Origin of the sequence: Acrocarpospora catenulata (genome assembly GCF_018476525.1) — a bacterium.
Lineage (GTDB): Bacteria > Actinomycetota > Actinomycetes > Streptosporangiales > Streptosporangiaceae > Acrocarpospora > Acrocarpospora catenulata.
In genome coordinates this window covers 37,028-56,815 of the sequence record NZ_JAHCST010000031.1, presented here as the reverse complement: position 1 = coordinate 56,815, position 19,788 = coordinate 37,028, and the positions used below count along the sequence as shown (strand labels likewise).

The following is a 19,788-nucleotide window of genomic DNA, read 5'->3' as shown; positions in this document are numbered from 1 at the left end:
CCATCGGCCGTCCCCGTGTGGCACGGTGGGGGCGCCATGTGGAACGAAACTGATCTCACGCACCTCCGGCGCTGCGTCGAACTGGCCGGACAGGCACTCGCGGGTGGCGACGAGCCCTTCGGCTCGGTGCTCGTCGGCGGCGACGGCGCCGTCCTCGCCGAGGACCACAACCGGGAGACCACCGGTCGCGACCAGACCCTCCACCCGGAATTCGCCCTGGCCCGCTGGGCCGCGGCCCACCTCACCCCGGCGGAACGGGCCGCCGCCACCGTCTACACCTCCGGCGAGCACTGCCCCATGTGCGCCGCCGCCCACGGCTGGGTCGGCCTCAACCGTATCGTCTACGTCGCCTCCTCCGCCCAACTGGTGGAATGGCTGACCGAACTCGGCGCCGCACCGGCCCCGGTCAACCCGCTCCCCATCCAGCAGATCGCCCCACGCGTCCGCGTCGAAGGCCCGGTCCCCGAACTCACCGACCAGATCCGCGCCCTCCATCACCGCCACTTCACCGAACACCGATCGACACGCTGACCACTGACGCGCTCAGTGCTCCTGCGCCGCGAGGGCGGCCACTTCCTCGCCTTCCTCGACCTCTTCGCCGCGCTGACCCGCGCCAAGAGCGGGTCGGCTGTGGTGGGCGGTGTGCCAGCCGGAGGGGATGCGGTAAGGGCCCATCCACGGTTCGAGGGGGACACCCCAGCTGTTGAGCTGGAAGGAGATCTTGTGGTACTCCCCGATCAGGGTGATGAGTTCGATCAGTTCACGTTCGTCGTAGGTTTCCGACAGGGTCTCCCAGGTGTGGTCGGAAACCACTGACTCGGTGTGCAGTTCGTCCACAGCCGTCAGCACCGCCCGCTCGTGCCGGGTCCATGGCCCGAGGGAGACGTCCCGGGAGACGAGGTCGATCTCTCCTGGGGTGAGGCCGACGCCGAGGGCGACCTGGTAGTGGTGATTCCACTGGTAGATCGCCGAACACGCCCACGCGCCGCGCAGGATCGCCAGTTCGCGGTGGCGTGGCGGCAGGACGCCGGTGATCACGCCACGGGCGATGGGCACGGACTCGTGAAACAGCTTGGTGTGCCGCACGAGCGTGGTGATGACGTTCGGTATGTTCGCGCTGTGCAGCTCGAAGATCGAGTTCTCCCCTTTGGTGAGGCTTAACGCGTCCAGTGTTTCCTGGTCACGCTCACCGGGGGCGATGGGGGCGATCCGAGGCCGTCGGCGGATGCCCTCGGCGATTTCGGCGGCGGTGGTCAGCACGCCGGTGACCGTGCGGTCGGTGCTGTCTCCCAGGGACTTGTAGACGGTGGCCAAGGTGATCGCGAGGTTCTCCCGGCAGGCCCACCCCGCCCAGCGGCCGAGTGGTAGTTCGGTCGCGGCTTCCTCGACCGGCATCCCCTTGCGGTAGCGCACTTCCGCCTCGCTGTGGAGGTGCTCGAGATAGTCCCGCAGATCGATGATCCCGGTGATGTCGGTGACCTGCCCGTACCCGGGAACCACCAGAGCCGGCCGGAGCGCCGCGAGCTCGGTGCAAGCCGCACGCCATCGCTCGATCGAACCCGACCACGACGCGGGATGCACACCGTTGACGACGACGGCGCCGGTGATCAGCACCGCCTCGTCAGGAAGCCAGACGACCGTGTCGGCGGCGCTGTAGGCGCGCCCGATGTCCAGCACCTCGACACGGGTGTCGCCGAGTTTGAGGTCGATCTCACCGCTGAAGGTGTGATCAGGTCTCAGTCTCCGCGCCGCGATCCCGTGCGTGCGCCGGGATCTCCCGAGATAGGCGTGGAGGGGAGAGCCCCGCTGCACCTCGACGCCCTCGAGTAGCGGGCAACGGGCGAGCGCGGTCGCCGTCGCCACCGAGGTGAGTGTCGTGGCCCTGTTCGGGATGTGCTGCCCGGAGTCGGTGTCGGTGAGCACCACCACCTGCGCCGCGCCCTCGCCGTAATCGAGCAGTTCGTCCGCGCTGTCGAGAGTGCCGACGAGCATCCCTCCGCTCATGTCACCCCGAACGTACGCCGCGTTGCGGGAGGTTCCGTCACCGGCGATCCACACGGACTCACTCAGGCGCTCATAGTGCATCTCGTTCTCCCTCACGCGGGTTCTTGTCCGACATCGTGCGTTCGAGCCAGTCCGCCACCCGGCCACCGGTCTCCATGACGTGCTGCTCGACCATCGACAGATGGTCGCCGGGGCCGTCGATGACATCGGTCATCCCGGGCAGCGTCGGCCGCCAGTCGTCGTCGTGCACGGTGCCCAACGGCGCGGACGCGCGCACCAGCAGCGAAGGCACTCGCGTCGGCCGAGGACGCCACGACGACAACAGGTCCAGATACCAGGAGGTGGCCGACAACCGGATCCAGTCGAGCCCGTCGACCACCGCTTCCCGGGCATGCAACGCCGGCCACAGCCTGGGCCGCAACACCTCAGTGGATCTCGAGTCGAGCAGGTGGGTATCCAGCAGGACGACTGCGTCGACGGCAAGGCCGCGGTCGTCAAGCCAGGCGGCGACCTCGTGGGCGAGCAACCCGCCGGAAGATATCCCGAGCAGGACAAGCGGGCCCGCCGCGGTGCGGTCCCCGACCGCGGCCGCCAGTTGCTCGATCAACGCGGTCCGGGAGCTGGGCAACGGCTCGCCGGCGGTGAACCCGCCAGGCGTGACCACGCTGACATCCCACTGTCCGCCAAGGGCGGTGGCCAGGCCATGGTAGACATGCTCGCCGGTGGTGGGAACGATGGGCGCGACGCAGACCAGCCGGCGCCCGGTTCCGCTGTCCCGCAACGGTGTCAGCGGGAGGGCCGGCGGCTCGGCCGACTTCTCGCGCACTTCGGCCACCCCGCGCAGCAATGCGTCCGCCTGGTCCAACCTGCCGGCGTCGACCGACTGCCGGTGCAGGCGCGCGATGACGTCCGGCGGGCTCTGTGGCGCGCTAGGCGCGGTGTCCACCGCGACCCCGCGGACGAACAGCTCGGCCGCCGCGGCCAGCACCCGATCAAGCCCGCCCTCGCCGGAACGCAACGTCCCGGCCACCACGGCGACGACCCCCGCCTCCTCCACCGCCTGCTCGATCCCCAGCGTCAGCAACGGATGCGGGCCGACCTCGACGAACGCCCGGTATCGCTCGTCCAGCAACCGCTCGATCGCCGGCGCGAACTCCACCGTCCGCCGTACGTTCTCGTACCAGTAGCCGGAGTCCAGCTCGGAGCCGTCCAGCCATTGCCCGGTCGCCGTCGACAACATCGGCACCCGCGCCGTACGCGGCGCCATCTCGGCCAGATCGGCCAACAGCTCGTCCCGGAGCCCCTCGACCTGCGGCGAGTGCGCGGCGAAGTCCGCTCCGGCCAGCTGCCAGCGCATCACCCCATCGGCCGACAACCGCCGCTCCAGCACCCGCAAGGCCTCCGGATCACCGGCCACCGTCACCACCCTGGGCCCGTTGACCGCCGCGATCGAGATCCGATCCAGCAGACCGGCATCGGCGATCAGCCCGCGAATCTGCTCCGCCGGAGCCAGCACCGACAGCATCATTCCCCGCCCGGACAACCGCTCGGCGATCAGGCGGCTGCGCAGGGCCACCACCCGGGCGCCATCGGGCAACGACAGCCCGCCTGCCACGACCGCGGCGGCGATCTCGCCCTGGGAATGGCCCACCACCGCGTCCGGGCGCAGGCCGAGCGATTCCCATACGGCTGCCAACGACACCATCACCGCGAACGACACCGGCTGGACCACATCCACCCGATCCAGCCCCGGAGCACCCTCCACCTGGCGGACCACATCCAGCAGCGACCAGCCCACCAACGGCTCCAACGCCGCCGCGCACTCCGCCATCCGGCGGGCGAACACCGGCGACTCCTGCAGCAGTTGCGCCCCCATGCCCGGCCACTGCGCCCCCTGACCCGGGAACACCCACACCATCCGGCCGTCCACGCCCGGCTGGGCCTGCGGCCCCTCGTCGAGTTCGTCCAGATAGCGGGCGAGAGCCGCGGAGGTCGGGTGCCGGAACACCGCGCTCGCTTCGATCTTCTTGCCGGTGCGGGCACGCAGCCTGGCACGCAGGTCGATCAGGGCCAACGAGTCCAGGCCGAGCTGGGAGAACTCACGATCCGGCGCCACCGCCTGCATATCAGGCAGGCCGAGGGCCCTGGCCACCTCGGTCCGGACGAGATCCACCGCCGACAGCGGCTCGGCCGGGGCATCGGCCGTGCTGGGGCCGGGAGGCAGGGCGTGGGCCACCTGCGGCCAGAACCGCTGCCGTTGGAAGGCATATGTGGGCACGGCGTACCGCCCGCCCGGGATCACGGCTGCCCAGTCCACCGCGACGCCGCGCACATGGAGTCCTGCCAGTGCGTTGACCAGGCCGGACAGTGAACCGCAGGTGCCCGGTTCGACGACGACCTCGTCCTGCCCGAACGGCCGGACCCGGTAGTCGTCGAGACCATGCTCCCCGGCCTTGGCGGTGACCAGTTCGTACGCGTCGTCCAGCGACAACACCCCGGCCACATGCGCGGCGGCGACCTCGCCCCCCGAATGGCCGCGGACGTCCGCCCGCACTCCCCAGGACGCCAGCAACCTGAACAACGCCACCTCGAACGCGAAACCGCTCTCCTCCCCGAACCGGCCGCCGATCTCGGCCAGCGCCGCCGCGAACACCGGGAACCGGTCCAGCTCACGGGCCAGTTCGGTACGCGCGGCCGCGCCGGCGAACACGATCGTCGGCACCACCGGCTTCGAGACCACACCACGGACGACCGACTCATGGTCTTCGCCCCTCGCGAGAGCGGCGAGGGCGTCGAGGTCGCCGTCCAGTACCGCCGCGCGGTGCTCGAAGTGCGTGCGGGAAACCGCGAGCGGTCGAGCCACACGCGCGTCGGGGGCGGCCGCCAGGAGGCGTTCCGCCTGCGCGGCAAGGGCATCGGCGGTGCGCCCGGACAACAACCAAGGCGGCATCCCCGGACCTGACGGATTTCCGGGCTGTTCGCCTTCGATGGACTGGTCGCCTTCTTCAAGAATGACGTGTGCGTTGGTCCCACTGACTCCGAAGCCGGAGACCGCGCCGCGTCGCGGACGCCCGCTACCCACCCACGGCACCGCATCGGTCGCCAGCCTGACCGAACCAGCCGACCAGTCCACCTGAGACGAAGGCTTGTCCACATGGAGCGTGCGCGGAACAAGCCCGTGCCGCATGGCGAGGATCAGCTTCACCACGCCTGCCACACCCGCGGCCGCCTGGGTGTGCCCCAGGTTCGACTTCACCGAACCGAGCCACAACGGCCGGTCCCGCTCCTGCCCGTAGGTCGCCAGCAACGCGCCGGCCTCGATCGGGTCGCCCAGCCTGGTTCCGGTGCCGTGTGCCTCCACAACGTCCACATCGGCCACCGACAGGCCGCCGGCGGCCAACGCCTGGCGAATGACACGTTGCTGCGCGACGCCGTTCGGTGCGGTGAGCCCGTTGGAGGCGCCGTCCTGGTTGACGGCACTGCCCCGGAGCACCGCCAACACCTCATGGCCGTTCGCGCGCGCGTCCGACAGCCGCTCGACGACCAGCATGCCCGCGCCTTCGGCCCACCCTGTGCCGTCGGCCGCGTCGGCGAAAGCCTTGCAACGTCCGTCGCCGGACAGCCCTCCCTGCCGGCTGAACTCGACGAACAAGCCTGGCGTCGTCATCACGGTGATACCGCCGACCAGGGCGAGCGAGCACTCTCCCGACCGGAGTGACCGGGCGGCCAGATGCAGGGCGACCAGCGACGAGGAACACGCGGTGTCCACGGTGAGCGCCGGACCGGTGAAGCCGTAGATGTAGGAGAGCCGCCCGGACGCCACGCTCGCCGCGCTGCCGATGGCGGCGTAGCCACCGAAGTCGTCTGCGGACTGGGCCAACAGTGCCGGGTAGTCCTGGCCGTTGGTGCCGATGAACACGCCCGTGTCGGCGCCACGCAAGGTCGAGGGCACGATCCCGGCTCGTTCGAGTGCCTCCCACGAGGTCTCCAGCAGCAGTCGCTGCTGGGGGTCCATCGCCAGGGCCTCGCGGTGGTTGATCCCGAAGAATCCCGGGTCGAAGTCGGCGACTCCGTCGAGGAACCCGCCGGATGCGGTGGCACTGCGGCTCACCAAGGTCGCCAGATCCCAGCCGCGGTCCTCCGGGAAAGAGGACAGCGCCTCACCTCCATCGGCGAGCAACCGCCACAGTTGTTCAGGAGTGTCGATCCCACCGGGAAAACGGCACGCCATACCGACAATCGCGACCGGGTCGTCGTGGTCGGCCCCTATCTGAGGCGCCTGAGGCCGACTTACCTCCGGAGCGGCGCCTTCGATCCGCGACCAGAGATAGGTGATCAGCTCATCAGCCGTCGGATGGTCGAACACCATGGTCGCGGGTAGCGCCAGACCGATGCGTTTCGCCAGGACGTTGCGCAACTCCACAGTGGTGAGTGAGGTGAAGCCCAGGTCCTTGAAGGCGCGGTCACCACGGATGGCGGCACCGTCCGCATGGCCGAGGACGGCCGCGATCTGGTGGCGTACCAACTCAGCCAAGGCCTCCTTGCTTCGCGGGGGCCGGCGTTCACCCCCACCGGCGCCCGCACGGACCCGCGCCGCCGGCACCAACGCCCGCAACAACGTCGGCACCTGATCGCCGCGGCCCCGCAGCACTTCCAGGTCCACGCGCAGCGGCACGGTCATCGCCGCATCCGTGCGCAGGCTCAGATCGAACAGCCGCAGCCCTTCGGCCACGGACAACCCCGACAGCCCCTGCCGGGCCAGCCGGTCCCGGCCGGCGTCGGACAACTCCGAGCCCATCCCGGTGTCCACATCCCACAGCCCGTACGCCAGCGACGTCGCCACCAGCCCTTGCGACCGCCGATAGGCCGCCAGCGCGTCCAAGAACCCATTGGCCGCCACATAGTTGCCCTGGCCCGCCGCCAGCACCAGGCCACTGGCCGACGACACCAGCACGAACATCGCCAACGGCAGATCCCGCGTCAGCTCGTGCAAATGCCACGCCGCATCCGCCTTGGGCCGCAGCACGGCGTCCAGCCGCTCCTTCGACAGCGACGTGATCGTCCCGTCATCCAGCACACCCGCCGCATGAACCACCGCGGTCAATGGACGCTCGGCCGGAACCCGCGCCAGCAACGCCGCCACCTGATCCCGATTCCCTACGTCACACGCGGCGATCGTGACCTCGGCCCCGTGTGCGATCAGCTCCGCCCGCAGCTCCAGCGCACCCGGAGCGCCCAGGCCGCGCCGGCTGACCAGCAGCAGATGGCGCACCCCATGCTCGGCCACCAAATGCCGCGCCAGCAACGCCCCCAACCCGCCCGTGCCACCCGTCACCAGCACCGTCCCCGCGGCCGGCTCAACCGAGCCGCCGGACCGCTCAGCGGAGCCCAGATCCGGCCCCGAGCCGTCGGCGACCACGCCGGCAGACGACTCAGACCGTGCCATCCTGACCAGCCGGGGCACCAGGAACGCCCCCGAGCGCATCGCCAGCTCCGGTTCGCCGCAGGCCACCGCCACAGCCACCGCCGCGTCCCGTTCCTGGCCCTCCTCCAGATCCAGCAGCACGAACCGTCCCGGATGCTCAGCCTGCGCCGCCCGCACCAGCCCCCACACCGGCGCGACCACCACATCCACCCCCGCACCCGCACCCACCGCCACCGCGCCTCTGGTCACCACCACCAAAGGCGGCGAACCCGGATCCTCCCGCTCCAGCCACGCCTGCAACGCCTCAAGCACGCCGCCGACCACCGAACGCATCGCCTCCGGCACCTCACCGGCCGGCCGTCCCGCACACTCCAGCACCACGACCGACTCGGCATCGCCGACAGCCGCGTCAGCGAGCCATTCCCTCACCGGTGCCGCAGCGGCGGCCGCGGGCATCTCGATCGGGTTCCACGCCACCTGGAACAGGGACTGCTCCCACGCCACGCCCAGCTGCCCCGTCGGCACCGGGCCTGTCACCACCGACTCCGCCGACAACACCGGCCGGCCGTTCTCATCGGCCGCCTCCAAGGTCAGTGTGTGCTCGCCCGAACGCCGCACCCGTACCCGCAGCATCGAAGCACCGGCCGCGTGCAGCGCCACCTGCCGCCACATCGACGGCAACACCGCCCGCCCGCCATCGGCCACGCCCGAAGGATCGATCAGTGACACCTGCATCGCCGCGTCCAGCAGCGCCGGATGCACCCCAAACCGGCCCGCCTCCGCAGCCGCCCGGTCATCCAGGACGACCTCGGCGTACAGGTCCCCGCCCGCACCCCGCCACGCCGCGCGTAACGCCTGAAACGCCGGTCCGTAACCGTAACCGGCCTCGGCCAGCCACTCGTAGGCCCCCGCCACCTCCAGCTCGCTCGCCCCCGCCGGCGGCCACTGCGCCAGATCGAACCCCGGCTCCACCGACCGCTCCGCCAGCACTCCCCGGGCGTGCAGCATCCAGTCGCCGCCATCGTGCTCGTCCGCCCGGGAGTACACCCGGACCGCGCGCCCGCCGGCCTCATCCACGCCATCGACCACCACCTGGACCTGAACCCCACCGGACTCCGGCAGCACCAACGGCGCCTGCGACGCCAGCTCCTCCACCACCGCGCAGCCGACCTCATCACCCGCACGCACCACCAACTCCACCAACGCCGCCCCCGGCAGCAGCGCCCGCCCCAGAACCTCGTAATCACCCATCCACGGCTGCTCCGACGCCGACAGCCGTCCGGTCAGGACCACTCCGCCTGACTCCGGCGACACCACCACGGCCCCGAGCAACGGGTGGAGCACCGCGCCCAGCCCCAGACCTCGCGCGTCCCCGCCCCGCCGACCGCTTGGCCAGAACCGCTCCTTCTGGAAGGCATACGTGGGCAGCTCCACCCGCCGGGCACCGGGGAACATCGCACGCCAATCGAGCGGGACCCCGTGCACGTGCAGTCCGGCCAGCGCCGTCATCACCGCGCTCTGCTCGTCCCGGTCCCCGCGCAGCACCGGCACCAACACGTTCGTATCGGTCTCCGTGGCGAGGGTGTCCTGGGCCATCGCGCTCAGTACCCCGTCGGGGCCCAGCTCCAGATACGCGCGCACGCCCTGCGCGTGCAGCGTACGGACACCGTCGGCGAAGCGGACCGCGCCACGCACCTGGTCCACCCAGTAGTCCGGCGAGCACAACCGCTCGGCCGTGGCCTGCTCCCCGGTCAAAGTGGACACGATCGGGATTCGCGGCGGGTTGTAGGTGAGTGTCCCGGCGATCGCGCGGAAGTCGGCCAGCATCGGATCCATCAACGGTGAATGGAACGCGTGCGACACCCGCAACCGCCGCGTCCGCACCCCGCGCTCAGAAAGCACCGCCGCCACCTCAAGGACCGGCCCCTCCACCCCGGAGAGCACCACCGAGGCCGGACCGTTGACCGCCGCGACCGACACCTCGTCCTCACGCCCGGCCAGCAGCTCGGCGACCGCATCCTCGGACGCCGCCACTGCCACCATCGCCCCACCGGCGGGAAGCGCCTGCATCAACCGCGCCCGCGCCGCCACCAGCGCACACGCATCGCCCAGCGACAGCACCCCGGCCACATGCGCCGCCGTGATCTCCCCGATCGAGTGGCCGGCCAGTACATCCGGGCGCACCCCCCAGGACTCGACCAGCCGGAACAGCGCGGTCTCCACCGCGAACAGCGCCGGCTGTGCCCATCCGGTCTGATCCAGCGCCTCCGCCCCGGCCGAATCCGGCTCGGCGAACAGCACCTCCCGCAGCGACTCATCCAGCAGCGGATCAAGCCCGGCGATCACCTCATCCAATGCCCGCGCGAACACCGGGAACCGGTCATACAGCTCCCGGCCCATCCCCGCCCGCTGACTGCCCTGACCGGTGAACAGCACCGCCAGCTGCGGCTCCGCCCCGGCCACCGCCCGCACCACACCCGCACCCGGCCGGTCCTCCGCCAACGCGCCCAGCCCGGCCAGCAGACCATCACGGTCCCCGGCCAGCACCACCGCCCGATGCTCAAACACCGACCGCGTCGTGGCCAGCGAGAACCCCACATCGGCCAGACCCAGACCAGCAGCACCCTCCAGATGGGCGACCAGCCGCCCGGCCTGCGCCCGCAACGCCCCAGCCGACCGACCCGACACCACCACCGGAACCAGCCCCGGAACCAGCCCCGGAACCAGCCCCGGAACCAGCCCCGGAACCAGCCCCGGATCCACCGCTGGCTCCACCGCGACACCCGCCACCGGCACCATCCCGGCACCCGGCGCCATCCCGGCACCCGGCACCAGCTCCGCACCCGGATCCCGGTCAACAGCCCGGTCCTCAGCACGAGCCCCAGTACCCGGTGCCCAGTCCCCAGCACGAGCCTCAGTCCGACTTTCCGGAACCTCCGGCCCCTGCTCGATGATCACGTGGGCGTTGGTGCCGCTGATCCCGAACGACGACACAGCGGCCCGGCGCGAATGGTCGGTCTGCGGCCACTCCACCGGCGCGGTCACCAGTTCGACCGCGCCCTCGTTCCAGTTCACGTGCGAGGACGGTGCGTTCATGTGCAACGTGCGCGGCACCACACCCGCGCGCATCGCCATGACCATCTTGATCACACCGGCGACACCCGCCGCGGCCTGGCTGTGACCGATGTTCGACTTGATCGACCCCAGCAGCACGGGCCGGTCCTGCGGCCGGTCCTGCCCGTAGGTGGCCAGCAGGGCCTGCGCTTCGATCGGGTCGCCCAGGGTCGTGCCGGTACCGTGCGCCTCGACCACGTCGACATCCGCGTAGGACAACCCGGCCCCGGACAGCGCCTGCCGGATCACCCGCTGCTGGGACGGACCGTTCGGCGCCGTCAATCCGTTGGACGCCCCGTCCTGGTTGATCGCCGACCCGCGCACGACCGCCAGCACCTGATGCCCGTTGCGCTGAGCGTCCGACAACCGCTCCAGCACCAGCACACCCACGCCCTCCGACCAGCCCACCCCGTCGGCGCTGTCGGAGAACGCCTTGCACCGGCCGTCAGAGCTCAGACCGCCCTGGCGGGAGAAGTCGATAAAGGTGTTGGGTGTGGCCATCACCGTCACACCACCGGCAAGCGCCAGCGAGCACTCGCCCGAGCGCAGCGCCTGCGCCGCCAGATGCAACGCCACCAGCGACGACGAACACGCCGTGTCCACCGTCACCGCCGGACCCTCCAGGCCGAGGGTGTACGACACCCGGCCGGAGGTGATGCTGCCCGTGCTCCCGTTGACGACGATCCCGCGCAGCGCGTCCGGTACTCCGTCGCCCGTTGACGGGTAGTCGTGGTACATCATCCCGGCGAAGACGCCGGTCGGGCTGCCTTTCAGGGTGAGCGGGTCGATGCCTGCCCGTTCGACGGCCTCCCAGGAGACCTCCAGCAGCAGTCGCTGCTGGGCGTCGATCGCGAGCGCCTCGCGGGGCGAGATCCCGAAGAACTGCGCGTCGAACTCGGCCGCGTCGTACAGGAATCCGCCCGCCCGAGCGAAAGACGCGTCCGCGACCTCCCAGCCACGGTCGGCCGGAAAACCGGAAATGGCGTCTCTGCCCTCGGTGACCAGCTCCCACAGCTGCTCCGGTGAGGTGACCCCGCCCGGATAGCGGCAGGCCATGCCGACGATGACAATCGGGTCGCCGGTGACCGGAGCCGTGACCCGCACCGGCGCCGCGGCCTCGACGCCCTCGAGTTGCCCGCGGATGAAACGGACGACCGCCGCCGGGGTGGGGTGATCGAACACCAGCGTGGCGGGCAGGCGCAACCGTGCTGCCTCGATCAACCGGTTGCGCAGCTCCACCGAGGTGAGGGAGTCCAGGCCGAGGTCCTGGAAGGTCAGGTCCGGCGAAATCGCGTTCGCCGAGGCGTGCCCCAGTACGGCGGCCACCTGAGTGAGCACCAGCTGGGACACCGCCTCACCCAGCGCCTGTCCCGACAGGCCGCCCAGGGCGTCGGAGGCGGCGGGGGTGGCGGCGGCTTGGCGCATGGCAGCGGGGACCAGTGCCTGGAAGACCGCGGGGACACGGCCCTGCGCCCGCAGCGCGGCCAGGTCCAGCCGTGCCGCCACGACCACCGGTTCCGGGCTGACCGTCGCGGCGTCGAACCAGGCGAGTCCCTGCTCGGCGGAGATCGGTCGCAGCCCGGCGCGGGCCATGCGCCGCATGTCCGTCTCGGTGAGGGCGCTGGTCATCCCGGTGTCCTGCTGCCACGGGCCCCACGCGACCGACAGGCCCGCCAGCCCCTGGACGGCGCGCTGCCGTACGAGAGCGTCGAGGAAGGCGTTCGCCGTGGTGTAACTCGCCTGGCCGCCGTTGCCGAGCGTCGCCGACACCGAGGAGAACACCACGAACGCGGTCAGGCCCAGGTCGCGGGTGAGCTCGTGCAGGTGCCAGGCGCCGTCCACCTTCGGCCGCAGCACGGCCTCGATCCGCTCGGGTGTCAGCGTTTCGATCAGGCCGTCATCGAGCACCCCCGCGGCATGCACCACCCCGGTGAGCGGGTGCTCCGGTGGGATCGCCGCGATCAGCCCGGCCAGGCGGTCACGATCGGCCACATCGCAAGCCTCGACCATGACCTCGGCACCCAGGGCCCTCAGCTCCGACACCAGCTCCGCGGCGCCCTCGGTATCCAGGCCACGACGACACACCAAAGCCAGGTGAGACACGCCATGCTCGGCCACCAGATGACGCGCGACCAGCGCGCCCACCCCGCTCAGGCCACCGGTGACCAGCACCGTGCCGTCGGCATGCCACGTCGTCCTGCCGGCACCCGGGACGGTGCCAGCAGCCGGCCCGGTCTGAGAGCGGTCGTCGTCGAGCCTGACCAGGCGCGGCACCCGCAGCAGCCCGTCACGCACCGCCGACTGCGGCTCGCCGGAATCCAGCGCCGCGACCAGCATCCGGCCGTCCACCCGACCGGCATCCACCTGATCACGATCAAGGTCCACCAGGACGAACCGCCCCGGGTGCTCCACCTGTGCCGAACGCACCAGACCCCATACCGCCGCCGCGACAGGGTCGGCCGCGGTTTCGGTGGCCACCGCGACCGCGCCTGAAGTCACGAAAACCACCAAGCGGTTGGCGTGCTCGTCGCGCCCGGCCTCCCGCAGCCGAGCCAGCACCGCCGAGGTCACCGACCGCACCTCGGCCGGAACGTCGTCCCCAGTGGGGACCGGGACCGGCACCAAGGTCACGTCCGCCCCATGCACGAGGGTCACGTCCGCGGTCGGCTCCATCTCCCACGCGATGTCCGCCACCTGCCCGGCTTCGCGTAGGGCCGCGACGAGACCCCATCCGTCGGAGCCGAGCACCGACCACCGCCTGGCCGGATGGTCTCCGTTCCCGGATGCCGCCGCCGGCGGCCAGTCCAGCCGCAGCAGCGGTCCACCGCCGGTGCGTGCCGCAGGCCGCGCGGCGCGGAGCGTGAGGGAGCGCACCGCGGCCACCACGCCCCCGGCATCGGCCACGACCAGCGTGATCGCCTCCGGGCCGACCCTGCTGATGCGGACCCGGAGCGCGGCCGCGCCGGATGCGTGCAGGGACACCCCGGTCCAGGCGAAGGGCAGCAGTCCGCCCTCGGCCTCGTCGAGCCCGGCCAGTGATGCCACCTGCAGCGCGGCGTCGAGCAGGGCCGGATGCAGTCCGTAGGAGCCCGCGTCGGCGGCGACGGCTTCGGGCAGGGCGACTTCGGCGAACACCTCCCGTTCGGTACGCCAGACGGCGCGCACTCCCTGGAACGCGGGGCCGTAGGAGAATCCCGCCACCGCCCGCCGGTCGTAGAAGCCGTCGAGGTCCACCGGGACGGCGTCCGCGGGGGGCCACTCCCGCAGGCCGGCGTCAGGGACGCTCGTCGGTGTGGCGGAGGCGAGCACACCGGTGGCGTGCTGAACCCACGGCGCGTCCGGTTCACCCTCCGGACGGGAGTACACGCCGACCGTCCGGCTGCCGCCCTCGCCGGGGGCGCCGAGCGCCACCCGCAACTGAACGCCTCCCCGCTCGGGCAGTACGAGCGGAGAGGTGAGCGTGAGCTCCTCCAGCAGGCCGCAGCCGACCTCGCCGCCGGCCTGGACGGCCAGTTCGACGAAGGCAGTGCCGGGGAACAGAACCTGTCCGGCCACCACATGATCGGACAGCCAGGGATGGGCGGCGGTCGAGACCAGACCGGTGAACAGGAATCCGCCGGTGTCGGGCAACTCCGTGCCCGCGGCGAGCAGCGGGTGACGCGGCCGGTCCAGCCCGGCGGAGGTGACGTCGCCCGCGGTCGGCGAGAGCTTGGGCCAGTACCGCACCCGCTGGAACGCGTAGGTCGGCAGATCCACCCGGCGAGCGGCCGGGAACAGCTCCCGCCACCGCACCGGCACGCCGTGCACGTACAACCGGGCGGCCGCGGTCAGCGCCGCCGCCTCCTCACCGCGGTCCTTTCGCAGAACGGGAAAGGCAGCCGTCGGCTCGTGCGGGTCCTGGCGAACCGAAAGGTTCTGGTGAACGAGCGCCGACAACCCGCCGTCCGGCCCCAGCTCCAGAAACACCCTGGCCCCTGCCGAGCCCGCAGCCTGCACCGCCGCGGCGAAACGCACCGGACGCACCACATGGTCCACCCAGTACTCCGCTGAACACAGGTACGCGGCGTCGACCACCTCGCCGGTCACGGTAGAGATGATCGTCGTCCTCGGCTCGCCGAAGGTCAGCCCCTCGACGACCTCCCGGAACTCCGCCAGCATCGGCTCCATCAGCGGCGAGTGGAACGCGTGGCTCACCCGCAGGCGGGTGGCCTTGCCGAAGTGCGCGGCGGTGCGCAGGATAGCGTCCTCGTCCCCGGCGATCACGACGGAGGACGGCCCGTTCACCGCGGCGATGACGGCTCCGTCCTCCAGCAGCGGCTCGACCTCCGCCGCACCGGCCAGGACCGACACCATCGCCCCGCCCTCGGGCAGACGCTGCATCAACCGGCCCCGGGCCGCGACCAGCGTGCAGGCATCATCCAGCGACAGCACACCGGCTACATGCGCGGCGGCGATCTCACCGATCGAGTGCCCCACCAGCAGGTCCGGCGTCACACCCCACGACTCCAGCAGGCGGAAGAGTGCGACCTCGATCGCGAAAAGCGCCGACTGGGCGAACTCGGTGCGGTCCAGCAGTCCCGAGTCGGCACCGAACATCACCTCACGCGGTGACTGCTCCAGCCCCGCGAAAACCTCGTCCAACGCGCGGGCGAAGACGGGGAACCGGGCGGCGAGCTCGCGGCCCATCCCGATCCGCTGCGCGCCCTGCCCCGCGAACAGCACCGCCAGCGCGCCCGGCGGCCCGGCGACACCACGTGCCGCCTCGGCCACACCGTCGCCGGTGGCCAGCAGCACTGCCCGATGAGCGAACTCCGAGCGCGCCGTCACCAGCGAACAGCCGACATCGACCGGATCCGCACCGGTCTCGGCCACGAAGGACACCAGCCGATCGATCTGGGCACCGAGCGCAACCTCGGTCTTGCCGGACACCACCCAAGGCACCACCGCCGGTGCCGCCCCGGATGCCGTACTCGATGGCGAACCGGGCTCGCCCGGACCTGATGGCGAACCGGGCTCGCCCGGACCTGATGGCGAACCGGGCTCGCCCGGGGCCGGTGAAGCGGTCGGCTCGGATGGCGGAGCCTGCTCGATGATCACGTGCGCGTTGGTGCCGCTGATCCCGAACGACGACACGCCGGCCCGCATCGGGTGACCGTTGTCGGGCCATGGCCGGCTGCTGGTCAGCAACTCGACCTGACCACTTCTCCAGTCCACTCGGGAGGACGGCTCGTCGATGTGCAGGGTGCGCGGCAGGGTCTGCTGTCGCATCGCCAGCACCATCTTGATCACGCCGGCGACTCCGGCCGCCGCTTGGGCATGGCCGATGACGGATTTCAGTGATCCCAGGAGAAGTGGTGTGGTCCGGTTCTGGCCGTAGGTCGCGAGGATGGCGTCGGCTTCGATCGGGTCGCCCAGACGGGTTCCGGTGCCATGCGCCTCGACCGCGTCGATGTCTGCGGCGCGCAGGCCGGCATCGTCCAGGGCCTGTTCGATGACCCGCTGCTGGGCGAGGCCGTTCGGTGCGGTCAGCCCGTTGGACGCGCCGTCGGAGTTGACGGCCGAGCCACGCAGGATCGCCAGCACCTGATGGCCGTTGCGGCGGGCGTCGGAAAGCCGTTCCAGGACCAGCACGCCGACGCCCTCGGCCCAGCCCGTGCCGTCGGCGGCGTCGGCGAACGCCTTGCATCGCCCGTCCGGGGACAGGCCGCCCTGCTTGGCGAACTCCTGGAAGATGCCCGGCGTCGACATGACGGTGACACCACCCGCCAGCGCCAGCGAGCATTCCCCCGACCGCAGCCCCTGTACGGCCAGGTGCATGCCTACCAGCGACGACGAACACGCGGTGTCCACCGTGATCGCGGGTCCTTCCAGACCCAGCGTGTACGCGACCCGGCCGGACAGCACGCTGGGCGAGGTACCCGTCAGCGTGTACCCTTCGGCATCGCCGGACGCCTCGTGCATCCGGGCGCCGTAGTCCTGCGCCATCGCGCCGAGATAGACACCGGTCCGGGTGCCACGCAGCGACGACGGCGGAATCCCTGCCTGCTCCATCGCCTCCCAGACGACCTCGAGCAGCACTCGCTGCTGCGGGTCCATGGCCAGCGCCTCACGTGGGCTGATCCCGAAGAAGTCGTTGTCGAACCCGGCCGCGTCGTCCAGGAAGCCGCCTCGCCGCGGCAACGCCGACAACGCGTCGACATCCCAGCCACGGTCGGCCGGGAACGCGGAGATCGCGTCGGCACCGGAGTCCATGAGACGCCACAGCGCGGCCGGCGAGTCCACCCCACCCGGCAGACGGCACGCCATTCCCACGATCACCACGGGATCGTCATCGCCGGCCACCCGCCGCTGGTTCACCCGGGCCGACTCCGGCGACTCGCCGGCCAGAGAGTCCAGATGAGACGTCAACGCCGCCGGAGTCGGATGGTTGTAGATCACCGTGGCGGACAGCGGAAGCCCGGTCGCGGCGACGAGTCTGGCCCGCAGGTCGGTCGCGGTGACCGAGTCGACGCCGAGTTCTTTGAACGTGGCGGTGGGGTCGAGGTCGGTATGGCCGAGCACGGCGCCGATCTCGGCGGCGACGATGCCTGCCATGTCCACGGCGGCCGGCCGCTCGGCTTCATCCGGCTCGTCAAGCCAGTACCGCCGGCGCTGGAAGACATAGCCCGGCAACCGGACGCGGCGCGCGGCACCGAACACCGCCTGCCAGTCCACGCTGACGCCATGGGCGTAGGCGGTCCCCAACGACAACAGGAACCTGTCGAGTCCTCCGTCGTCACGGCGTAACGTGCCCACCGCCGAGACATCACCCTCGATCGAGGGCGTCAGCACCGGATGTGGGCTCATCTCCAGGAAGACCTCGTGCCCGGCGGCCTTCAGCGCGTCCGTCGCCGCCTCGAACTCCACGGTCCGGCGCAGGTTGCGCACCCAGTAGTCGCCGTCGAGCACCTGGCCGCCGTCCACCGTGGACTGGAGGGGAATCCGAGGGCGCTGTGGTCGTATCGGCGCGAGCAGTTCGGCCAGTTCCGCCATGACCGGTTCGACCTGTGCCGTGTGGGAGGCGTAGTCGACATCAATCAGTTTGACCCTGACACCGGCTCGCGAAAGTTCGTCCACGAGCTGCCGTACCGGATCAGGTTCACCTGCCACGACGACGGATTTGGGGCCGTTCACCGCAGCGACCGAGACTCCTGGCCGGAGCAACGGTCGCAGCTCCGCCAGGGACATCGCGACCGATGCCATCTTCCCGCGACCGGCGAGCCTCGTAGCGATGACCTTGCTGCGCAGGGCGACGACCCGCGCGCCATCCTCGATGGACAACGCGCCGGCCACAGTGGCCGCGGCGATCTCGCCCTGGGAGTGACCGACGACCGCCGCGGGCTCGACACCGTAGGAACGCCAAAGCGCGGCGGCCGAGACCATGAACGCCCACAGCACCGGCTGCACGACGTCCACGCGGGCGAGCGCGGCCTCATCGTTGAGCACGCTGTACGGATCCCAGGTCACCTGCGATCGCAACGCCGCTGCGCAGGCGATGTACTGTCCGCGGAAGACCGGTGAGGTGCCAAGGAGTTCGGTCCCCATGCCGACCCATTGCGTCCCTTGCCCAGGGAACACGAAGACCGGTTTCACCTCGGCACGGGCCTTGCCACTGACCACGTTCGGACCGGTGAGGGTGTCCAGAGCCTCCAGGAACCCGGCCCGGCCGGTCGCGCGGATCACCGTCCGATAGGGGAAGGCGGTGCGGGTCGTCGCCAACGACAAGCCGACGTCGGCGGGACTGAGCTCGGGACGGGCCACAAGCTCCGCGCGCAGGACCCGGGCCTGGTCGCCGACCGCCCCCGGCGTCTTACCCGACAACGGCCACAGCACCGGTCCCTCAAGGGGGTTCTGCGGTGCGTCGCCCCTTCGCTCGACCGAGGAAAGCACGACATGACAGTTGGTCCCGCCGACTCCGAACGACGAGACCCCCGCCACCGCACCCTCCGGCAGCGTGGTGTTGTCCTGGACGACCCGCAGGCGCCAGGCGTCGAAGTCGATCTCAGGGTTGGGCTCGGCGAAGTTCAGGCTCGGCGGAACCACCCGGTGCCGCAGCGAAAGCACCGCCTTCAGGAAACCCGCCAGCCCGGCCGCGCCCTCCAGGTGACCGATGTTCGTCTTGACCGACCCCACCAGCAACGGCGAATCCCGGCCCGGGCCGAACACCGCCCCCAACGCCGCCGCCTCGATCGGGTCACCGACCGCCGTGCCGGTGCCGTGCACTTCCACATAGTGCACATCAGCCGGCCGCACCCTGGCCCGACGACAAGCGGCCCGGATCACCGCCTGCTGCGCTTCGCCGCGCGGCACCGTGAGCGAGTCGCCGCCACCGTCGTTGTTCAGCGCCGTCCCGCTGATGACGGCGTAGGCGTCGTCGCCGTCCTCCCACCGTTTGAGCACGACGCAGACGCCGCCCTCACCGCGCACGTAACCGTTGGCGCGGGCGTCGAAGGTGAAGCATCGCCCGTCGGCCGACAGCCCGCCGAACTCCTCGGCGATCCTGGTGCTCTCCTCGGCCATGATGAGGTTCACCCCACCCACCAGGGCGATCTCGCTCTCACCGCGCCGCAGGCTTTCGCATGCCAGGTGTAAGGCGGTCAACGATGAGGACTGCCCGGTGTCGACGGTCAGACTCGGCCCGTTGACGCCCAGGAAGTACGAGAGGCGGTTGGCGATGATCCCGCGGCCGATTCCGGTGAGCGAGTGGTGGCCGATGTGCCCGGCGCGGTGGCTCAGATAGGCGTAGTCGTCGGCCATCGCACCGACGAAAACGCCGGTCGGCGTCCCCTTAAGGGCACCCGGGACGATTCCGGCGTCTTCCAGCGCCGCCCAGCCGAGTTCGAGCATGATCCGCTGCTGGGGATCGGTGTACCGGGCCTCTCGTGGGGAGAGTCCGAAGAAAGTCGCGTCAAAAGCCACTTTGTCCGCTAATCGTCCCGCCCACTTCGGCCCTCCGTCACCGGTCCTTTCGGTGATCGCGTCGACTCCGCCGGTCAACAAGTCCCAGAACGCCGGCGGACCATCGGCCTGAGGTAGCCGACAGGCAAGGCCCACAACGGCTACCTTCGACGAACTCGTGCGTTTGCTCACGGGGATCTCTCCAAGAGCGGCCTTAGTTCGTGATGTGCCTCCCGGGGAGCGTAGGTGGGGTGTGCCTAGAGCATTACCTAGTTCTCATTCGGTCATGAATGCCGAGTCACCTCAAC

The 19,788-nt window shown here is 70.9% G+C and carries 3 protein-coding genes; 1 reads left to right on the top strand and 2 read right to left on the bottom strand.

The genetic code is table 11. From position 1 onward, the window contains the following. Window positions 1-36 precede the first annotated feature (36 nt). Window positions 37-531: a nucleoside deaminase gene (locus tag KIP79_RS27330; protein WP_214107789.1), complete on the top strand. Its 495-nt coding sequence runs from the start codon at window positions 37-39 to the stop codon at window positions 529-531. Between the two features lie 12 nt (window positions 532-543). Here KIP79_RS27330 and KIP79_RS27325 read toward each other — a convergent pair whose 3' ends face one another. Together KIP79_RS27325 and KIP79_RS47405 are read right to left on the bottom strand one after the other, a co-directional pair. After that, window positions 544-2,085 (bottom strand): carboxymuconolactone decarboxylase family protein, encoded by a 1,542-nt coding sequence (locus KIP79_RS27325; RefSeq protein WP_214107788.1) that lies wholly within the window; start codon window positions 2,083-2,085, stop codon window positions 544-546. Continuing rightward, complete coding sequence (locus KIP79_RS47405; RefSeq protein WP_308169917.1) at window positions 2,075-19,672, bottom strand: SDR family NAD(P)-dependent oxidoreductase; 17,598 nt, start codon at window positions 19,670-19,672, stop codon at window positions 2,075-2,077. Before KIP79_RS47405 ends, KIP79_RS27325 begins: the two co-directional genes overlap by 11 nt. Window positions 19,673-19,788 lie beyond the last annotated feature (116 nt).

What these genes read in the sequence shown, in the direction of transcription:
- KIP79_RS27330 (WP_214107789.1), top strand. Translation starts at nt 37, where the DNA reads ATGTGGAACGAAACTGATCTCACGCACCTCCGGCGCTGCGTCGAACTG.
- KIP79_RS27325 (WP_214107788.1), bottom strand. Translation starts at nt 2,085, where the DNA reads ATGCACTATGAGCGCCTGAGTGAGTCCGTGTGGATCGCCGGTGACGGA.